Origin of the sequence: Halosimplex halobium (assembly GCF_051414055.1) — an archaeon.
GTDB classification, from domain to species: domain Archaea; phylum Halobacteriota; class Halobacteria; order Halobacteriales; family Haloarculaceae; genus Halosimplex; species Halosimplex halobium.
Genome location: NZ_JBLKNX010000023.1, coordinates 41,372 through 58,166, shown reverse-complemented (window position 1 = coordinate 58,166; position 16,795 = coordinate 41,372). Strand labels below are relative to the sequence as shown.

Below are 16,795 nucleotides of genomic sequence, written 5' to 3'. Positions count from 1 at the left end.
GAACGACGGGCCGGCTCCGGGGTCGCTACCAGCGGTGGTGGACGTAGTCGCGGGCGTGCTCGTCGTAGATGTCGCGGACCGCGCCGTGGGTCTGGTGGCTGAGCGGCTCCAGGTCGGCCGCGGCGTCGTTCTCGGCGACGTGTTCGGGGCTCGTCGACCCCGGGATCACCGTCGAGACGGCGTCGTGGTCGAGGATCCACCGGAGCGTGAACTGTGCCATCGTCGCGTCGTCGGGGACGAACGGCCGCAGGTCGTCGACGGCGGCCAGGCCGTCCTCGAAGGGGACGCCCGCGAACGTCTCGCCGCCCTTGCGGCCGACGCCGGCGTCGACGCCCTCCTCGGCGGCGGTGCGGCGGTGGTCGCCTTCGCCGAAGTCCTCCGGCCCTTCGAAGGCGTCGGCGAGCAGGCCCGACGCCAGCGGGACGCGGACGATGATCCCGATGTCCTCGTTCGCCGCCCGCTCGAAGAACCGCTCGGCCGGGCGCTGGCGCAGCGGGTTGAAGATGATCTGCACCGACTCGACCACGTCGTACTCGATGGCCTTGTCGGCCTCCTCGACCTTCTCGACGCTGACGCCGGCGTGGTCGATCAGCCCCTCCGCCTTGAGCTCCTCCAGCACCCGGAAGTTCGTCGGGTCGTAGAACGCCTCCGTCTCGGGGCAGTGCAGCTGGACGAGGTCCAGCGAGTCGACGCCGAGCCGGTCGAGCGAGCCCTCGACCGACGACCGGAGCCCTTCCTCGGAGTGGCCGCCGTCCTCGTCCGGCGCGGCCTTCGTGGGGACGTAGACCTTCCTGTCGGGGTCGCGCTCGTCGAGCACCTCGCCGATGAGCCGCTCGGCGCGGCCCTGTCCGTACACCTCGGCGGTGTCGACGAGGTTGACGCCGTCGTCCAGCGCCGTGCGGATGGCCTCCCTGGCCTGCTCGTCGGTCACGTCGCCCCACGACGGGCCGACGTTCCAGGTGCCGAGGCCGATCTCCGTGACCGTCCAGCCTGTCGAGCCGAACTCGCGCGTGTCCATACCCGATCGCTGGGCCGCTCTGGCGAAAAAGGTGGCCGATCCGGTCGATGGTTCCCCTTCGTGCCGCCCGGTCGGTCGACCGACGGCGCCCCCAACCTATTTCGCCGTGAGTCGGGAACGGTCGGGTATGCCGGACGACGACCCGGATCCGCCGGCCGACGCCGCGCCGGAGGACGCCTTCGCGCTGGTCGGCAACGAGACGCGCGCGGCGATCCTCCGCGCGCTCGGCGAGCGGCCCCACGAGGGGATCGCCTTCTCGGAACTGCGCGAGCGCGTCGACCCGGAGATGGACAGCGGGCAGTTCAACTACCACCTCTCGCAACTGACCGGCGAGTTCGTCGACCGCGACGCGGACGGCTACACCCTCCGCTCGGAGGGGGTCGCGCTCTACCGCCTCGTCCGCGCGGGGAGCGTCAACCGCCGCGTCTCCCTCGACGCCTTCGAGATCGGGCTCGACTGCTACTTCTGCGGAGCCCCGGTCGAGGGGTACTACGACGAGGGCACGTTCGAACTTCGCTGTCCGGGGTGTGACCACCTCTACTCGCACACGCAGGTGCCCCCCAGCGCCGTCGAGACGGGCGACAGGCGCGACGTGCTCGAACGCGTCGACCAGTACAACCGCCACGAGATGCTCGCTTACGCCCGCGGCGTCTGCCCGACCTGCGTCAACCCCCTGGAGACCGAGTTCGTCCCCGGCGAGGCGGTCTGGAGCGACGGCAGCGACCGGTTCGACGCCTTCGTCAGCACCGACTGCGACAACTGCGGCGCCAGCCACTACATGTCGGTCGGCCTCGCGCTCCTCTATCACCCCGCCGTGGTCTCCTTCTTCCACGACCACGGCGTCGACGTGACGAGCCGTCCCCACTGGGAGTTCGAGTGGGCGATGACCGACCGCCACCTCACCGTCCGCTCGACCGACCCCTGGGCGGTCGAACTCGCCGTCCCCTGCGAGGACGAACGGCTCGAACTCGTCGTCGACGAGGATCTGTCCGTCGAGGCGACCCGCGCCTGAACGGCTCCGCGCGATTCGTAGCCTGATACCGACCGACTGGCGGTGTTCAGTACAGGTGACTGCTGTTGTAGTGAGCGGTTGCGGTGCGGTCGGCGTGCGCTGTCGTCTCGGAATCGCTTGCGATTCCGAGGGCCGTCAGAGCTTGCTCTGACGTTGGCGCGCTTTCATGCGCGCGACGGAACCGCGCGAGGTCTTCGTGAACTGTGTGAACGAAGGCTCGTCGGAGCTTGCTCCGACGGTGGATGAGCATCGCAGCCTGCGAGCAGCGAGGGACCGGAAGTCCCTCGGGCCATGCGGGCGACGCTCGGGTCGCCCGCAGACAGCGCAATCGGTTGGGGAGGGTCGTGGCCGTCTGCGGTGCTGTGCGGCGCGGTCCTGGCGGACTGAACGGGCGAGGCGCGCTCGCGCTTGCCTGGTCGCCTGAGCGGGCCACTATCCGCGCGGGCGGTGCGGAGGGCGCGGATATCCCGCTTGGTTCGAGAGAGCTTCGCTCTCTCGTCCTGGCGAACAATCAAGGGGCGAGCCGCGCTATCGAGTCACATGGACTTCGCCCTCACGCAGGAGCAGCGCCAGATCCGCGACATGGTCGCGGAGTTCGTCGACGAGGAGGTCGTCCCGCGGGCCGCCGAGATCGACGAGACCGACGAGTTCCCCGCGGACCTGGTCGACCGGATGGCCGACCTGGGGCTGATGGGGATGCCGATCCCCGAGGAGTACGGCGGCGCCGGCCTCGACTACCACGCCTACCCGGAGGCGCTGGTCGAGATCTCCCGCGGCTCCGGCGGGCTGGGGACCATCGTCGCCGCGCACGTCTCGCTGGCCTGCAACATGGTCTACGAGTTCGGGACGGAAGCCCAGCGCGAGCGATACCTCGTCCCGATGGCCGAGGGCGAGGAGGTCGGCGCGTTCGCGCTCTCGGAACCCGGCGCCGGGAGCGACGTGCCCGCGATGGAGACCACTGCGGAGCCCGTCGGCGGCGACACCGAGGGTGCCGGCGAGCCCGACAGCTACGTCATCGACGGCGGGAAGCTGTGGATCTCCAACGGCTCCGTGGCCGACACGGTGGTCGTCTTCGCCAAGACCGACCCCGAGGCCGGCGGCAAGGGGATCTCCTCGTTCGTCGTCCGCCCGGCGGAGGACGACGGGTTCCACGTCGAAGGGACCGAGCACAAGCTCGGGGACAAGGGCTGCCCGACGGCGGAGCTCCGGTTCGACGGGCTGGAAGTCCCCGCCGACCGCAGACTCGGCGAGGAGGGCGAGGGGTTCGTCCAGGCGCTCAAGACGCTCAACGGCGGCCGCATCACCATCGCCGCCCGCTCCATCGGGCTCGCGCAGGCCGCACTCGACGACGCGCTGGCGTACGCCCAGGACCGCGAGCAGTTCGACCAGCCCATCTCGGAGTTCCAGGCCATCCAGCACAAGCTGGCGGACATGGACACGAAGATCCGGGCGGCTCGCTATCTCATGCACGCCGCGGCCGACCGGAAGATGCGCGGCGAGCGCTACGTCAAGGAGGCCGCCCAGGCGAAGCTGTACGCCTCGGAGATGGCCCGCGAGGTGTGCAACGAGGCCATCCAGATCCACGGCGGCTACGGCTACACGAGGGATTTCGACGTCGAGCGCTACTACCGCGACGCGAAGCTGTCGGAGATCTACGAGGGCACCAGCGAAGTGCTGCGCAACACCATCGCCGACCAGCTGCTCGATTGAGTCGAATCATCGCGATCACACACTCCTCGCCGCCCGTCGCCCACCCCCGAAGCGTTTTCCCGGATGGGGAGCCATCTCGTGATATGGCACGCGCCGACGCGGGGGGCAGCGACGACGAGCCCCGGGAGATCCGGCTCGTCGAGAACCCCGACGGACAGTGGACCGCGCGCGACCTGCAGGTCGAAGTGTCCGCGCAGGGGGCGACACGGTCGGCCGCGCTGGAGAACCTGGACGCCGTCGTCGAAGCCGTGACCGGCGACGGCGGTCACGAGCCGACCGACGAGGAACTGCGAGACCTCGGCGTCGACCCCGAACGGGCGCGGACGCAGGACGACGATCTGCCGGACGTGCTCCAGTAACGCGGATGGTCACGCGCGACTTCTCCGGTGAAGACGTGTACAAAGTGCTGGTCAACGTCGGCGGGTTCCGACACGTGCGAACCACCGGCGATCACCTGATCCTCAGATGGGACCCGCCGGCCGACCACGACGAAACCGACCCGCGGATCGTGGCGGTCCCCGCCCACGACTCGATCAGTATCGGCACGCTGCGGGACATCGCCGACGACGCAGGCGCGGAGAATTTCGAGTCGTTCTGCGCGTGGATCGACCGACACTCGTGAGAAACAGTCGGACGCAACGCGGCCGGACGATTCCCACCTGTCGGGCCGAGCATCGGAACTCACCCGCTCTGTGACCTCGGCTGCTCGCTCCGGACAGAGGGGCTAGTCAGCCAGTCACTCCTCGGCAGTGGGGATGGGGCCGGTGCCGATAACCTCGCGGACGGCCTCGGTGAACTCCTGACGGGTCTCGAAGTAGGGGGTGTCGACCTCGTCCATCACGTCGGCGAGTTCCCGCGGCCCGTCGGGCGTGCGGATGGTCGTCTCGCCCTCGCGCTCGACGATGTCGCTGTGGGCGGCGCCCCAGTTCAGCCGCGAGGCGACGCGGGCCAGCGGCGCGCCCTCGACGGGTTCGCCCTCGCCGAGTTCGACCGCGAGCGTCTCCTCCTCCTCGGAGTCGTCGTCAGCCATACCCTGCAGTTCCCCGCCCCGGCGATTAGAGCTTTCGCTTCCGGGCGGGGGAGCGTGCCGAACGGCGACCGCGACCGTCGAGCGACGGGCTCAGAACAGGTCGTCGAGTTCCTCGTTGACGAACGCTTCCTTGGCCTCGGCGCCGTCGTCGTCGTTCGCCTCGTGGGCCTCACGGGCGCGCTCCATGAACTCGTCGATGCGGCTGGAGCGCTCGACGCCGCCCAGCAGGACCAGGGCGGCGATGCGGTCGGAGTCGAGCGGGAAGTCGCCGCCGCGGACCTGCATGCTGCCGGTCTCCTCCTCGATCCACGAGCGGGCGCGCTCGACGCCCTTCCGGGAGATGCGCTCGGGCTGGCCGGCGACGACGAGCAGGCCCGTCTCCGCCTCGACGACGTTGGGGACGCTGGTGCCGGTCAGGAGGGCGTTGCGCGTCGTCGAGGTGATCGCGTTGACGTTCTCGCCGGCGTCCTCGCTGGCGGCGGCGCTGGCGTAGCCGAGCACCGCCATGCCGCCGGGGCGGAGGGTGTTGATGATCTCCGAGGAGTCGACGACGCTCTCGGCGACCTCGTCGACGGCGTCGATCTCGCCGGAGGCGAACAGCAAGCCCAGCCGCTGGGCGATGTTGTCGTTGATCTCGGCGAAGCCCTCTTCGAGGCTCTCGCCGGCGCTGCGCCAGGCGTCGTTGTCGATGAGGAGGAGCGAGTCGGCCTCGCGGGCGACGGTCTTGAGCGAGCGGCCGGCGTTGGCCTGGTAGATGGCGCCCTCGTCGCGCCCGGGGAGGATACCGACGACGTAGACGGGGATGTCGTGGATGCGCTTGAGCTCGCGGGCCAGCGCGGGCGCGCCGCCGGAGCCGGTGCCGCCGCCGAGGCCGGCGACGATGACGACGGCCTCCGCGTCGGTGGAGAGCTTCGCGTCGAGGCCGTCCATCACCTCCGTCGCCTCGTCCTGCATGATCTCCGCGCCGAGCTCGTTGTCGCCGCCGACCCCGTGGCCCTTGACGCGGTCGCGGCCGATAAGCATCGTATCGATGTCGAGATTCCGCAGGTCCGCTTCGGCGGTGTTGACCGCCATGGCGCCCTGGACGGCGCCGAACCCCATATCGTAGTCGTACTCGGCCAGCCGCTGGGTCACCTTGCCCCCGGCCTGACCGACACCAATCAGGACGACTTTCATACCAGCACCCTCGGCACAGTGGCTATTCAACGTTGGGTACGCCCGAGGGTTCAAGTGCGGTGACGGGACCACCCCCGTCCATGTCCGAGCGAGACCTCGACGCGCGAGTCGACGCCGTCGAACGCGCACTGACCGACGGCGACGCCGACCTGACCGACCTCCAGGACCGCAGCGGCGTCGTCGACGACCTCCAGTCCCTCGAGGACCGCCTCGACGCCGTCGAGTCGCGGCTGGACGAGCTCGAAGCCGGTCTCCAGGCCGTCCGCGGCTACGCGGGCAACGTCCGCGCCGTCAACCGCGAGGTCGAACGCCGCGCCAGCGCCGCGCTCGCGAAGGCCGAAACCGTCGAAGCCGCCGTCGACGGCGACGGGCCGGCGAGGGGCAGACCGGCGGACCCACCCCGCGACGGGTCCCCCGAGCGCACCGACGGCCACGACCGAACCGACCGGGTGAACGCCGACCGTGCCCCGACGAACCCCGGACGAACCGACTCCGCCGGTCCCCCGGAACGCGCCGACCGCACCGACCGCGGCGGCTCGCCGAACGGGTCGTCCCCGGGGCGAACGTCCGGACGGTCGCCCGCGGAACCCGTCACGACGGCGAGCGCGGACCGCGACCACCACCGGGAGGACGAGGCGGCTCACCCCGATACCGGGCGACGCCCCCACCGCGGCCGACCCGACGAACGCGACCCCAGTGGAGGCCGTCAGGGGAACAACCGGCAGGGGAGCGACCCCGCCGGTCGCGACGACGACCAGTCCCGGACGAGCGGGTCGGGGACCGCGGGCGGGAAATCGTCGTCGGCCAGCGGGACCGAGCAGTTCATCGAGCGGGTCCGCGACGCGCTGTAGGCCGTGGTCAGAGTCGCGTTCACCGTCGCGCTGCTGGTCGCCGTAGCCGGGGTCGCGGTGCCCGCCGTCGAGTACGCGGGCGTCCAGCGGAGCGACACCGCCGTCCGGGACGCGGTCGACCGGATCGTCGCCGAGGCGCGGGCGCTCGCGGCCGGCAACGACGCGCTCCCGCCCGGCGCCCGCCCCGCGCGACGGGCGGTCACGGTGGCCTTCCCGACAGAGGGGTTCGCGAGCGCCGGGGTCGAACGGTTCGGCGTCGCTCGACCGCCCCGAGCGGGGGACACGGACGCCGCCGTTCGGACGGACGAGCGCGCCGACCCGGCCGCCACCAGGTTCAGCTGGCGGGTCGCCGGCGGGACGGCACACGCGGTAGTCGCCGACGGCGTCCGCGTCCGGACCGTGCCGGCCGAGCGGCTCCGGGTCGACGGGGAGACGCGGCTCGTCCTCGAACTCGTCGCCGTGGACGGCCGTCCCGTGGTCCGGATCCGGTGACGCCCCGGTCAGCCCCGACTGACGCCGGCCCCGTCCCGAACGGCGGGTGACACTGGCCGGTCCCGAACGCCGGCCGGTCCCGTCCCGAACACCGACCGAGACCGAGTCCACTATGCCGCCGGAGGCCCGAGGCCGAGACATGGACAGACGGGCCTTCCTCGGGAGCCTGGGAAGCGTCGCCGTCGCGGTCGGGCTGGCCGGCTGCGGGCAGGGAAGCGCCGACGCCGGGGACTACGACGTGGGGATGACCACCCGGAAGTTCACCCCGGCGCAGGTCGAGGTCCCGCCGGGTACCACCGTCCGCTGGAAGAACACCAGCACACACGCCCACACTGTCACCGCTTACGAGGACAGTATTCCCGACGGCGCCGCGTTCTGGGCGACCGGCGACTTCGACTCGCAGGCCGCCGCCGAGGAGGGGTGGCTCGGCGGCAACGAGGGCGCGATCTACGAGGGCGAGACCTACGAGCACACGTTCGAGACCGTCGGGACGCACAGCTACTTCTGCATCCCCCACGAGGCCAGCGGGATGGTCGGCGCCGTCGTCGTCAGCGAGGACGCGACCGCCCCGGGGTCCGAGACGACCACGCCGACGGACGCGTAGCTCGCGGCGACCGGTCGTCGAAAGAAATCGAGCGGTCGAGCGGGAAACGCCTCAGTCGGCGGATTCGTCGACGGCGACCTCGTCCTCCTCGACGTCGACGGAGGTCTCCTCCTCGGCGGCGACTTCCTCGGGGCGGGCCTCGAGGGTCAGCTTCTGGATCTCCACGCGGCGCAGCGGGTAGATCGTCTTCGCCTCGTTGTAGATAGCCGAGGAGAGCCGTCCCTCGACGATGCTGTCGACGAGCTCGGCGTAGGTGCGCTCCCGGGCGCTCTCCTCGACGAGATCGATCATCTGGCGGCGGATGGCCTTCTCCTGGCTCTCGTCGGCGCTCTTGGTGGTGAGCGCGACGGGCTGGATCTGGACGCGGTAGTCGTCCTCGGTGAGAACGGTGATGTAGGCCTCGATCTTCGAGGAGCCGCGGCGCACGAGCGAGCGCAGGTAGTCCCGCGTCAGCTCGTGTTTGATGAACTCGGTGTACGCCGAGTCCGAGGCGACCTCGTCGACCTTGAAGGTCAGCTTGGTGTTGTTCTCGCTGGCCTCGTTGCGCAGCTCGCCCAGCGTTGTCTCGATGGTGCGTCCGAGCACCTTGTCCGGTTCGTCCGCGACGGTCTCACCCAGCTCCTCCCGGTCGAACTGCTCGGGAGCGATCAGGGTGTACCATCGCTTCTCCTGCTTGCGTCGTGAAACTGATCGTTCGCTCATGTGTTGGTGTCTGTGTCGGTGTCGTCTGTCCGCGCTGTACTGTCCTCGCTCTCGTGTGGCCCGTCCGTCCCGCCGAGCCGGTCCGCGACCCGGCAGTTGACGACGTAGTCGTCGACCGTCGACCGCAGGCCGCGCGTGCCCTCGCGGGCGACCGTCGTCACGACCGCCTCGCCCTCGGCCCGCGTCGCCATCTCGGCGGTGTTGTCGGGGGCGAGCGCGGCGGCGACGCGTTCGGCGGCGTCCGCATCGTCGTGGGTCGTCGTGATCGTCGCGCGTCTCATAGCGCCTCCCTGACCGCGGTGATAACGGCGCCGGTCTCCACGTCGAAGCGGGCGCGACCGGTCGTCCCGGTCGCCGCCGCAGTCCCGTCGACGCCCTCGGCGGCCGTCGACAGGACCGGTTCGAGGTCCCGGTCGTCGGCGACGAGCGCCGCCGCGCCCTCCGTGACGGCGAGCGTCACGGGCTCGGGCGAGCGGTAGTCGTGGACGAGCCGGGCGAGCGTGCCGACGGGCGCGTCGGCCGTCTCCGCGCGCGCGACGAACAGCCCGTCGTAGCGGCCGGTCGTCGCGTCGGCGACGGCGGCGTGTGCGCGACGGGCGTGCGAGCGCCACGCGTCGAGCGCGGCCTCGCCCACGTCGTGGCCGAGCGCGAGCGCGACGCCGGTACCGGGCCGCTCCCGGGCGACGGCGTCGAGCACGTCGGCGTAGCCGCCGACCGTCGCGAACGGCCCCCCGTCGAAAGGGCGCAGCGCCCGCTCGACGGCGTGCCCGCCCCGCGGCGGGCACGCGTCGTCGCCGACCGTCCGCAGCGCGACCAGCGAGGCGACTCGCCGGCGGGCCGACTCGTCGAGGCTCGTCGCGTCGACGACCGGGTCGGACCCGTCGGCCGGTCCGTCGGCGTCGATCCCCGCCCCGTCCAGCGCCGCGGCGACCGCGAGGCGGTCGCCCGAGAACGGCGCGTGGACGAGCGTCGAGTGGGCGAGCCCGTCGACCAGGTCGGTCGTCGGGACGGCCACGCCCGGTCGGCGTTCGAGCCCGCTCGCCTCGGCGGCCTCGGCGACCGATCCGCCGACGGCGCGTCCGTCGGCGACGGTCCCGGCGAGCGCGAGCGCAACGTCAGGATCCGCGTCGAGTTCGCGCGCGACCGCGAAGGCCGTCTCGCTGGCCGGCTCCGCGCCGGCGGCGATCGAGCAGTCGGCGACCGGGTCGGCGCGTCCGACGGCGACGGTCAGGTCGGCGTCGGTCGCCCGCTCGGTGTCGGCGGGCAGGTCGGCGACCGAGACCTGGAACGGTCGGTCGCAGTCGGCCAGCGCCCGCGCGAGGACGCCGCTGGCGGCCAGCGCGTCGCCGGTGGCAGCGCCGACCAGCCGGACGAAGCCGGCCTCGCGGAGCCGTCCGGCGACCTCGCCGGCAGCGGGGGCGTCCTCGGAGCGGGCGGTGGTCGACATCTATTCGAGGAGTTCTGCGACCTCGTCGTAGCTGTAGGTGAACTCCTCGTCGAGCTCGTCACCGCGGTAGTAGTCGACCAGGCGGCGGATCTTCGCCTCCGTGTTCTGGAGCGCGCGCTTGTTCTGGTGGTCGCCGGGGTTGTCGTCCATGTGTTCGTGCAGGCGGACGGCCCGCTCGAACAGGTTGCGCAGGTCCTCCGGCAGGTCCGGCTCGGCGTCGTGCTCCTCCAGGATCTCGGTGATCTTCTTGCCGGTCGCGAGGGAGACGTCCGGGACGGGGGTCCCGTTGACGCCCTCGTCGCGCAGCTTCAGGCCGATCTGGCTCGGGTCGTGGCCCTGCTCGGCGAGTTCGACGACGCGCTCCTCGATGGCGTCCTCGTCCACGTCACTCCACTCCGGGGGTTCGTCTGCCGCCGGCTTGTCCGAGCTGGACGAGCCGCGACGGCGGGTGTGCATTCGTGCCATAGTTGTGGTTGGAACGCGACTGACCGCTGGTCGCCGGTCGCGGCCCTGCGGCGGGTGCCGCGGGCGTCGACCGCGCGATGCGTGTGTGCGCCGCGCGTTTCGCGGGAGCGAAACGGACGGTTCGGCGCGAACACGGCCGCAATCCCGAGCTGTGCAACGGCACAGCGAGTCAGATTTGCGGTCGTGCGTTCCCACCGGTAGGTCCCGCCTGCGACACTAAACAGTTTCCATCGGCCCCGGCGAGCACGCGACCGTCTCGGACCGCTCCGCCGGGGAACGCCGAGTGTCCGCGCCCCTGCCCGCGCGGACGCTTCGGGACGCGGACGGTGATATAGTATCAATTACCGAACCGTATAGTTTTCATATCTGATATCCAGGTCCGCGCGCTTATTGAGGGCGGGGCGGAACGGGGGACAGATGCCGACGAGTCACGACAGACGGGGTGTGAGCAGCGTGCTGGGGATCGCGTTGCTGTTCGCGATCGTCGTCGGGGGGACGGCGGTCGTCGTCACGGTCGGGGCGACGGCGCTGGACGACACGCGCGAGCAGCTGGACACGAGCCGCGCGGAGAAGGCGCTGACGCAGTTCGACTCCCGGAGCGCGATGGTCGCGCTGGGCGGCACGAGCTCCCAGGGGGTCGGGCTGGCCACCGGCGAGGATTCGGGGTACTACGTCGACGGCGACCGGGGCTGGATGAACGTGTCCATCAGAAACCAGTCCGCGGGGACGACCGAGACGGTCGTCAACGTGACCATGGGCGCGGTCGCCTACGAGAACGACCGGACGACGATCGCCTACCAGGGCGGCGGCGTCTGGAAACGGACGGAGGGCGGCGTCTCGATGCTGTCGCCGCCGGAGTTCCACTTCCGCCAGCAGACGCTGACGCTCCCGATCATCCGCGTCGACGGCTCCCCGACGCTCGGGTCGGGGGCCAGAGTGACCAGGGACGGCCCCACGTCGATCAGGTACCCGAACACGACCGGGACCAACGACTTCGTCAACCCGCTGGACCGGGGCCGGGTCAACGTCACCGTCCACAGCGAGTTCTACCAGGCGTGGGGGCGGTACTTCGAACAGCGCACCGACGGGACCGTCTACTACGACCACGCCAACGAGACCGCCCGCACCGAACTGGTGGTCCCGTTTAACGAGGAGTTCAACGACATCCTCGCGACCACCGACCCCGCCGGGATCACTGGCAGCGGGCGGAGCGCACCCGAACCCTACGAGACCGGCGTCCAGTACCCGCTGGCGGACTCGAAGATCGAAGACCGGATCGAGGGCTGCGAGGGCGGGGGCTGTGACACCTCGACCCCGTTCGACAGCATCACCAGCCCGGGCACCTACTACTCCGACACCACGTTCGACGGAGCGCTGGACGTTGACACCTCCGACGGCAACGTGACCGTCGTCGTCGACGGGGCGTTCGAACCGAGCTCCGCGTCCATCACCGGCGACAACGCGACCACAGTCCTCGTCAGGGACGACTTCACCATCGGCTCCGACCTGAACGACGGCGGCGACCCGAGCGCGTTCCGCGTCGCCGTCCACTCCGACGGCGACGTGCACGTCACCGGCAACCGGGCGTTCACGGGATTCATCTACGCGCCGGGCTCGCACTGCCACCTCAGCGGGAAGGGGTACTTCGAGGGCGGCGCGAACTGCAAGAGCATCCACATCAGCGGCAAGCCCAACGACTTCCACTACGACGAGTCGATCGAAGATGTCGACCTCGACCTGACCGGCGACGTGACCAAGCTCACGTACCTCCACGTGACGGTCAACCCCGTCAACGTCACGAGCCCGTAGCCGACTCTCGGGCCCTCGATTCCGGCTCGGTCCCGTAGCCGAATCACTCGCCCCGTATCCCGGCCTCTGTCCTGTATCCGAGTCCCGGTCCTGTCTCCCGGCCTCAGCTCCCTATCCGGGCCACACCTCCCGACGGGCGGACCGCCACTCACTTCTCGAAGTCGACCGCGATCCGGTGTTCGACGACGTACAGGTCCTGCGGATCGACGGTGACCTCGCACTCGACCGTCTCCGGCCCGGCCGTCGAGCAGTCCATCGCGGGGTGGTCGTCGAGCATCCGGTGCCAGAGATCGCGCCGCGGCGACGTGACGTTGATCCAGATGTCGTCGTAGGCGCCCGTCTCGTCCGCGGCGACGACGACGCGCTGGTTGCCGTTGGCCCGCACCAGCACCGTCGAGCTCTCGATCAGCTGCAGGCCGTCGGTCGCCGAGCCCGTGTTGACGACCTGGACCATCATCCGGTCCGAGTCGACGACCGGCGACCACGGCTGGACGACCGTCCCGCCCTGTCGCTCGGCGCGGAAGATCGCACCCATCACGTACACCAGCTGCGTGTCCCCGTCGTCGTAGACGACCGGCCGGACGTTGAACGTCCGGGTCGCCAGGAACGACTCGTCGGGCGGTCCGGTCGGGTCGCGGACCTCGACCTGGATCGGGTCGGCGAGCGTGAGCGACGCGTCCGACAGGCTGATCTCGGTCGCGCGACTGGGCGCGCCCCGCTCGGTGATGTCGGCCACGTTGTCCGAGAGGACCTCCATCGCCAGCTCCGCGTTGTCCGTCTGCTGGGCGTCGCGCGCGTCCTCCAGCGAGCTCAGCCCCGCCAGCGACACGATCGAGACGACCGCCGCGATCAGCGAGAACACCAGCACGAAACCGACCAGGTCGCTGACGCCCCGCTCCGCCGATCCCCGTTCGCCCGGTCCGACCCGGCCCCAGCCGTCGTCGCTCCGCCGTTCGGCGGCCCCGGGCGGTCGACGCGGCGTCATCCGCGCACCTCCAGGCGGTCGGCACTCGCGTCGTAGACCACGGTGACCCGCCCGCCGGGGACGGTGTCCGGGTGGAGGGCCGTCTCCGTCTCCAGCCGGACCGTCACCGTGATGTCCGGATCCTGAGAGGTGAGGTTGAGCCACTGCCCGGTGGCCGTGTCGTCGACCGCGATGGTGTAGCTCGCCCCGGCGACCGTCTCCGGGAGCGACGCCTCGAGCGACAGCGAGTCGGTGTCGCTGGCCCGGACCAGCCGGTCGGCCGCGGCGACCTCGCCGGCCAGCTGCTCGCCGACGACGCCGAGTTCGGTCCGGACGACCCCCTCGCGCTGGTCGGTGACGAACTCGCCCGCCGCGAGGAACAGGCCGGTGATGACCAGCGACGCCACCGCGAGCGAGAGCGTGTACTCCAGCGCGGTCGACTGGCCGCGCAGCCCCGAGATCCCGGCCGCCCGCTCGCGACCGCCGTTCGCAGTCGCCGCCGGGGGACCGCGGGCGCGGCCGCGACGCCGCGGCGGCGGGTCACCCATCGGTCTCACCCGGGGCGACCCGGATCGTCGTCCGGTACTGCAGTTCCGGCGTCCGGTAGGTCAGGTCGACGGTCATCGCGTAGAGCACCTCGTCGTACTCGGCGGTCGTCAGCCCCGTTCCCGGGTCGCCGTCGACTATCACCGTGTAGTCCCCGTCGGCGACCGACCCGTTCCGTATCTTCAGGTCGTAGGACCCGCCCAGGTCGCCGAGGTTCAGCGCAGCGCACTCGTCGCCGCCGACCGTCCCCTCCGAGAAGTCGATCTCCACGTCACTGGCCCCCGTCGTCGTGCAGGCCGTGTAGGTCTCGGACTCGTTGACGCCGACCTCCCACTCGCTGCCGTCGTAGGAGACGTTCAGGTACCAGTCGTTCGCGTCGCCGGCGACGACCCACAGCTCGTCGTCCGGCCCGCCGTTCCAGTCCTCCACGTCGAGCCGGAACGACCGGGTCCCGGTCACGTCACTCGCGACCGTCCAGTCAGGGGCGCCGCCCGGGCTCTCGAACACCGTGTTCGTCTCCGTGATGTTCGCGCCCGCCGGCGTCGACGCGACCGTCACGTCGACGAGCTGTCCGCCCGTGGCCTGCTGGGTCCGGGTCACGTTGTGGTAGGCGTGCATCGCCTGCGTGACGTTCCGCTCGAGCGCCGCGTGGTCGCTGGGGTCGCTGGCGTTGACCTCGTGGGCGTAGCGGAACGCCTTCTCGGCGGCCGTCGTCGTCGCGCGCTCGAACGCGTGGGCGTCGGCGGTCCCCGCCGACTCGCTGCGGGTCGCCAGGTTCTCCGTGTAGATGGCCGCGTTCATCACCAGCGCCAGCGCGACGAAGATGACCGCCAGCGCGAACGCCCCGACGAGGATGAGCTGTGCGCGGTCGCGGCCGGGCCGACCGCCCGCGCCCGCGGGACCACTCCCGCCCCGTGCGCGCCCGGCTGGGCTCAGATCCGCCACACGACCACCTCCACGCGGACGACGTTGTACACCGCGCCGTCGGACGCCGGCGGCGCGAAGAACGTCGACTCCTCGCTGACCGCCGTCCCCGTCGGATCCCCGCTCGCGTCGCGAATCCGGTCGTTCTCGAACAGCGTCAGCGTCCACGTCGCCTGGACGGCGTTGTCGCTCGGCCGACCCTGGTAGGCGTACCGCCGGCTGTCGGGCGTCCCGTCGTCGTCCTGGTACCGCAGGTAGATGTTGTAGGCGACGCCCCGGCGGTTGAACGACCGGTCGAGCATGTCGCCGAAGTCGTTCGGCGGCGCGTCCGACGTGAAGTATCCCAGGTCGCTCGTCTCGTGGAACTGCTCGCTCGTCTCGTTCCACGACAGCACCGCCCGCTCCAGCGCGCCCGTCTCGGCCGCCGAGGCGAGCACGCCCCGTGCCGTCGCCTCCTGCTGGTTCTCGATGTGCTGGCTGGACGTGCTCGCCGACAGCGGCGTCACCGCCGTCATCTCCAGCGCGAACACCACCGCCGACAGCAGTATCAGACTCGCCACGACGCCCTCCAGCGTGTGAGCCTGCCCGCGGTCCCCCCTCCGTTCGGGGGTTCCCGCCCCCTCGCGACGCGGCGGCCGCTGCGGCGTCACCACATCACCACCTCCACGGTCACGTCCTCCCCGTCGAGCAGCGCGACCCGCCGCGCGCTGACGGTCTTCCCGCCGCTCCCGGCGGGGTTCGAACCCCCGGTCAACAGCGTCCCGCATCCCGGGTCGCCCCGCTCGGCCAGTTGCCCGCCCGGGACGCTCGTGTCCCAGCAGAGGATGTTGTCAGTACCCGAGTCGTCGAGGTCCCCCCGGATCGTCACGTTCACCGGCGTCCGCTCGAGGACTCCGACCCTGTCGGACAGCTCCGTCCCGTCGTACCGACACTGGGCCGGGACCCCGGCCGTGAACAGCTCGACGGTACACGTCCCGTCGAGGACGTACGGCGCGCTCGCGTTGCCCAGCGTCCCCTGGGTCAGCTCGTCGGCGACCCGGTTGACCGCCGGCGTCTCCGACTGGGCCCCACCGGCGAACGGCTCCAGCATCCCCGGGACGAACGCCACCACGAAGACGAGCGTCAGCAAAAAGAGACTCATCCCGATGGCGAAGTCCAGCGTCGTCTGCCCGCGCCGGCCGCACCGCTCGCTGCCCCCGATCCGACGTGCGTCCCCGGGCCGCGTCGCGGACCCGGCGCTATTCCCGAATGCTGACATCGTGTGTTTCCGACGGTCGCCGCGGGCGCCGCCGTCGTCCCCCGAACGACGCCCGGACCGAACCGTGCCTGTCGTGGGAGACGCGATTCCCGGTTATATCCGTTGGCCCTTCGTTTCAGAAGTTGATACTGTGACGTTCGGACGGCTGACACCAGTCGCGTGGTAGTCGCTGACGGAGCCTCCGCGCTTCGATGGGTTTATGAAACAGTCCCGGCTACCCTGATTTGCGTGCGGGCTCGTAGATCAGTGGTAGATCATCCCCCTGGCACGGGGAAGGCCCCGGGTTCAAATCCCGGCGAGTCCATGCCGCTTTTTCCGGCGAAACGTTCCCCGTGAGCCGGAGGATCGCTGCGTGAATCCGCCGTCGGATCCTCGCTATCGCGAAAATCCGGGAAAGGTCGACTACCGTCGGCCGCGCCGCTTCGCGCCGGCTCGCCGCCCGGAGCGGCGCGAGTCAGTTCCCGGCCAGCCAGTCCGGCGACTCCTCGTAGGTGTCGCTGGCGTCGGTCGCGGCGCGGTCGTCGGCGGCGTCGACGAGCGCCTCGATCTCGGCGGGCGTAGCCTCGGGTCGCTTGTGCAGGACCCACTCGACGAGCGCTTCGCGCGTCACGTCGTCGAGCAGCGCGTCCGAGACGCGCGTCGACCACAGCACGTAGCGGTCCGGTCCGCGCCTGTACACCCGCAGGTCGAGGTCGTCGGCCATGGCTCGGCGGTCCCAGGGACCGGACCGGCATGAGGGCTCGCATCTCGACGCCGAAGGCGTATTGTGCCCCAGGGCCCAAGCGGG

Annotated in this window: 21 protein-coding genes and 1 tRNA gene; 9 read left to right on the top strand and 13 right to left on the bottom strand. The window is 70.9% G+C overall.

Annotated elements, in window-relative coordinates:
• Positions 1 to 25: 25 nt before the first annotated feature.
• Complete coding sequence (locus tag ACMGFG_RS21165; protein WP_436932286.1) at positions 26 to 1,018, bottom strand: aldo/keto reductase; 993 nt, start codon at positions 1,016 to 1,018, stop codon at positions 26 to 28.
• 127 nt (positions 1,019 to 1,145) lie between these two features.
• Between ACMGFG_RS21165 and ACMGFG_RS21160 the strand changes: the two genes are divergently transcribed.
• The 4 genes from ACMGFG_RS21160 (at position 1,146) to ACMGFG_RS21145 (ending at position 4,362) form a co-directional block, all read left to right on the top strand.
• Positions 1,146 to 2,030, top strand: a complete 885-nt coding sequence (locus ACMGFG_RS21160; RefSeq protein WP_436932285.1) for a winged helix-turn-helix domain-containing protein — start codon at positions 1,146 to 1,148, stop codon at positions 2,028 to 2,030.
• 540 nt (positions 2,031 to 2,570) lie between these two features.
• On the top strand, positions 2,571 to 3,740 hold the full coding sequence (locus ACMGFG_RS21155) for an acyl-CoA dehydrogenase family protein (RefSeq protein ID WP_436932284.1): 1,170 nt from the start codon (positions 2,571 to 2,573) through the stop codon (positions 3,738 to 3,740).
• Between the two features lie 83 nt (positions 3,741 to 3,823).
• Positions 3,824 to 4,099 (top strand): type II toxin-antitoxin system HicB family antitoxin, encoded by a 276-nt coding sequence (locus ACMGFG_RS21150; protein ID WP_436932283.1) that lies wholly within the window; start codon positions 3,824 to 3,826, stop codon positions 4,097 to 4,099.
• A 5-nt stretch (positions 4,100 to 4,104) separates the two neighbouring features.
• On the top strand, positions 4,105 to 4,362 hold the full coding sequence (locus ACMGFG_RS21145) for a type II toxin-antitoxin system HicA family toxin (RefSeq protein WP_436932282.1): 258 nt from the start codon (positions 4,105 to 4,107) through the stop codon (positions 4,360 to 4,362).
• Between the two features lie 114 nt (positions 4,363 to 4,476).
• On the opposite strand, the gene ACMGFG_RS21140 is transcribed toward ACMGFG_RS21145, so the two are convergent.
• Both ACMGFG_RS21140 and ACMGFG_RS21135 read right to left on the bottom strand, forming a co-directional pair.
• Positions 4,477 to 4,770, bottom strand: a complete 294-nt coding sequence (locus ACMGFG_RS21140; protein WP_436932281.1) for a DUF5789 family protein — start codon at positions 4,768 to 4,770, stop codon at positions 4,477 to 4,479.
• Between the two features lie 90 nt (positions 4,771 to 4,860).
• Entirely contained in the window at positions 4,861 to 5,946 is a 1,086-nt protein-coding gene (locus ACMGFG_RS21135; protein WP_436932280.1) for a tubulin/FtsZ family protein, read from the bottom strand.
• An 80-nt stretch (positions 5,947 to 6,026) separates the two neighbouring features.
• Here ACMGFG_RS21135 and ACMGFG_RS21130 point away from each other — a divergent pair, with 80 nt between their 5' ends.
• The 3 genes from ACMGFG_RS21130 (at position 6,027) to ACMGFG_RS21120 (ending at position 7,893) form a co-directional block, all read left to right on the top strand.
• Complete coding sequence (locus tag ACMGFG_RS21130; RefSeq protein WP_436932279.1) at positions 6,027 to 6,797, top strand: DUF7310 family coiled-coil domain-containing protein; 771 nt, start codon at positions 6,027 to 6,029, stop codon at positions 6,795 to 6,797.
• Positions 6,798 to 6,800: 3 nt separating this feature from the next.
• On the top strand, positions 6,801 to 7,289 hold the full coding sequence (locus ACMGFG_RS21125; protein ID WP_436932278.1) for a DUF7311 family protein: 489 nt from the start codon (positions 6,801 to 6,803) through the stop codon (positions 7,287 to 7,289).
• Positions 7,290 to 7,428: 139 nt separating this feature from the next.
• Complete coding sequence (locus ACMGFG_RS21120; RefSeq protein WP_436932277.1) at positions 7,429 to 7,893, top strand: plastocyanin/azurin family copper-binding protein; 465 nt, start codon at positions 7,429 to 7,431, stop codon at positions 7,891 to 7,893.
• Between the two features lie 51 nt (positions 7,894 to 7,944).
• Here the strand turns inward: ACMGFG_RS21120 and ACMGFG_RS21115 are convergent, their stop codons facing one another.
• The 4 genes from ACMGFG_RS21115 to ACMGFG_RS21100 are packed head-to-tail and all read right to left on the bottom strand — an operon-like array spanning position 7,945 to position 10,507.
• A complete protein-coding gene (locus ACMGFG_RS21115) occupies positions 7,945 to 8,595 on the bottom strand; it encodes a 30S ribosomal protein S3ae (protein ID WP_436932276.1) in 651 nt (216 codons plus the stop codon).
• Positions 8,592 to 8,876 (bottom strand): KEOPS complex subunit Pcc1, encoded by a 285-nt coding sequence (locus ACMGFG_RS21110; RefSeq protein ID WP_436932275.1) that lies wholly within the window; start codon positions 8,874 to 8,876, stop codon positions 8,592 to 8,594. The genes ACMGFG_RS21115 and ACMGFG_RS21110 overlap by 4 nt, the downstream gene beginning before the upstream one ends.
• Positions 8,873 to 10,042 carry a hypothetical protein gene (locus tag ACMGFG_RS21105; RefSeq protein WP_436932274.1) on the bottom strand — a complete coding sequence of 390 codons (1,170 nt, stop codon included), beginning with the start codon at positions 10,040 to 10,042 and terminating at the stop codon, positions 8,873 to 8,875. The genes ACMGFG_RS21110 and ACMGFG_RS21105 overlap by 4 nt, the downstream gene beginning before the upstream one ends.
• A complete protein-coding gene (locus ACMGFG_RS21100; protein WP_436932273.1) occupies positions 10,043 to 10,507 on the bottom strand; it encodes a 30S ribosomal protein S15 in 465 nt (154 codons plus the stop codon). It lies immediately after the preceding gene.
• Positions 10,508 to 10,951: 444 nt separating this feature from the next.
• Here ACMGFG_RS21100 and ACMGFG_RS21095 point away from each other — a divergent pair, with 444 nt between their 5' ends.
• Positions 10,952 to 12,316 (top strand): DUF7289 family protein, encoded by a 1,365-nt coding sequence (locus ACMGFG_RS21095; RefSeq protein ID WP_436932272.1) that lies wholly within the window; start codon positions 10,952 to 10,954, stop codon positions 12,314 to 12,316.
• Positions 12,317 to 12,464: 148 nt separating this feature from the next.
• On the opposite strand, the gene ACMGFG_RS21090 is transcribed toward ACMGFG_RS21095, so the two are convergent.
• The 5 genes from ACMGFG_RS21090 to ACMGFG_RS21070 are packed head-to-tail and all read right to left on the bottom strand — an operon-like array spanning position 12,465 to position 16,008.
• Positions 12,465 to 13,301, bottom strand: a complete 837-nt coding sequence (locus tag ACMGFG_RS21090; protein WP_436932271.1) for a DUF7289 family protein — start codon at positions 13,299 to 13,301, stop codon at positions 12,465 to 12,467.
• Entirely contained in the window at positions 13,298 to 13,828 is a 531-nt protein-coding gene (locus ACMGFG_RS21085; RefSeq protein ID WP_436932270.1) for a DUF7266 family protein, read from the bottom strand. Before ACMGFG_RS21085 ends, ACMGFG_RS21090 begins: the two co-directional genes overlap by 4 nt.
• Entirely contained in the window at positions 13,821 to 14,771 is a 951-nt protein-coding gene (locus ACMGFG_RS21080) for a DUF7261 family protein (RefSeq protein WP_436932269.1), read from the bottom strand. Before ACMGFG_RS21080 ends, ACMGFG_RS21085 begins: the two co-directional genes overlap by 8 nt.
• Positions 14,759 to 15,400: a DUF7288 family protein gene (locus tag ACMGFG_RS21075; RefSeq protein ID WP_436932309.1), complete on the bottom strand. Its 642-nt coding sequence runs from the start codon at positions 15,398 to 15,400 to the stop codon at positions 14,759 to 14,761. Before ACMGFG_RS21075 ends, ACMGFG_RS21080 begins: the two co-directional genes overlap by 13 nt.
• Positions 15,397 to 16,008, bottom strand: a complete 612-nt coding sequence (locus ACMGFG_RS21070; protein ID WP_436932268.1) for a DUF7287 family protein — start codon at positions 16,006 to 16,008, stop codon at positions 15,397 to 15,399. The genes ACMGFG_RS21075 and ACMGFG_RS21070 overlap by 4 nt, the downstream gene beginning before the upstream one ends.
• A 232-nt stretch (positions 16,009 to 16,240) precedes the next feature.
• Between ACMGFG_RS21070 and ACMGFG_RS21065 the strand changes: the two genes are divergently transcribed.
• A tRNA-Ala gene (locus ACMGFG_RS21065) sits at positions 16,241 to 16,312 on the top strand.
• A gap of 150 nt (positions 16,313 to 16,462) precedes the next feature.
• Here ACMGFG_RS21065 and ACMGFG_RS21060 read toward each other — a convergent pair.
• Positions 16,463 to 16,711: a hypothetical protein gene (locus ACMGFG_RS21060; protein ID WP_436932267.1), complete on the bottom strand. Its 249-nt coding sequence runs from the start codon at positions 16,709 to 16,711 to the stop codon at positions 16,463 to 16,465.
• Positions 16,712 to 16,795 lie beyond the last annotated feature (84 nt).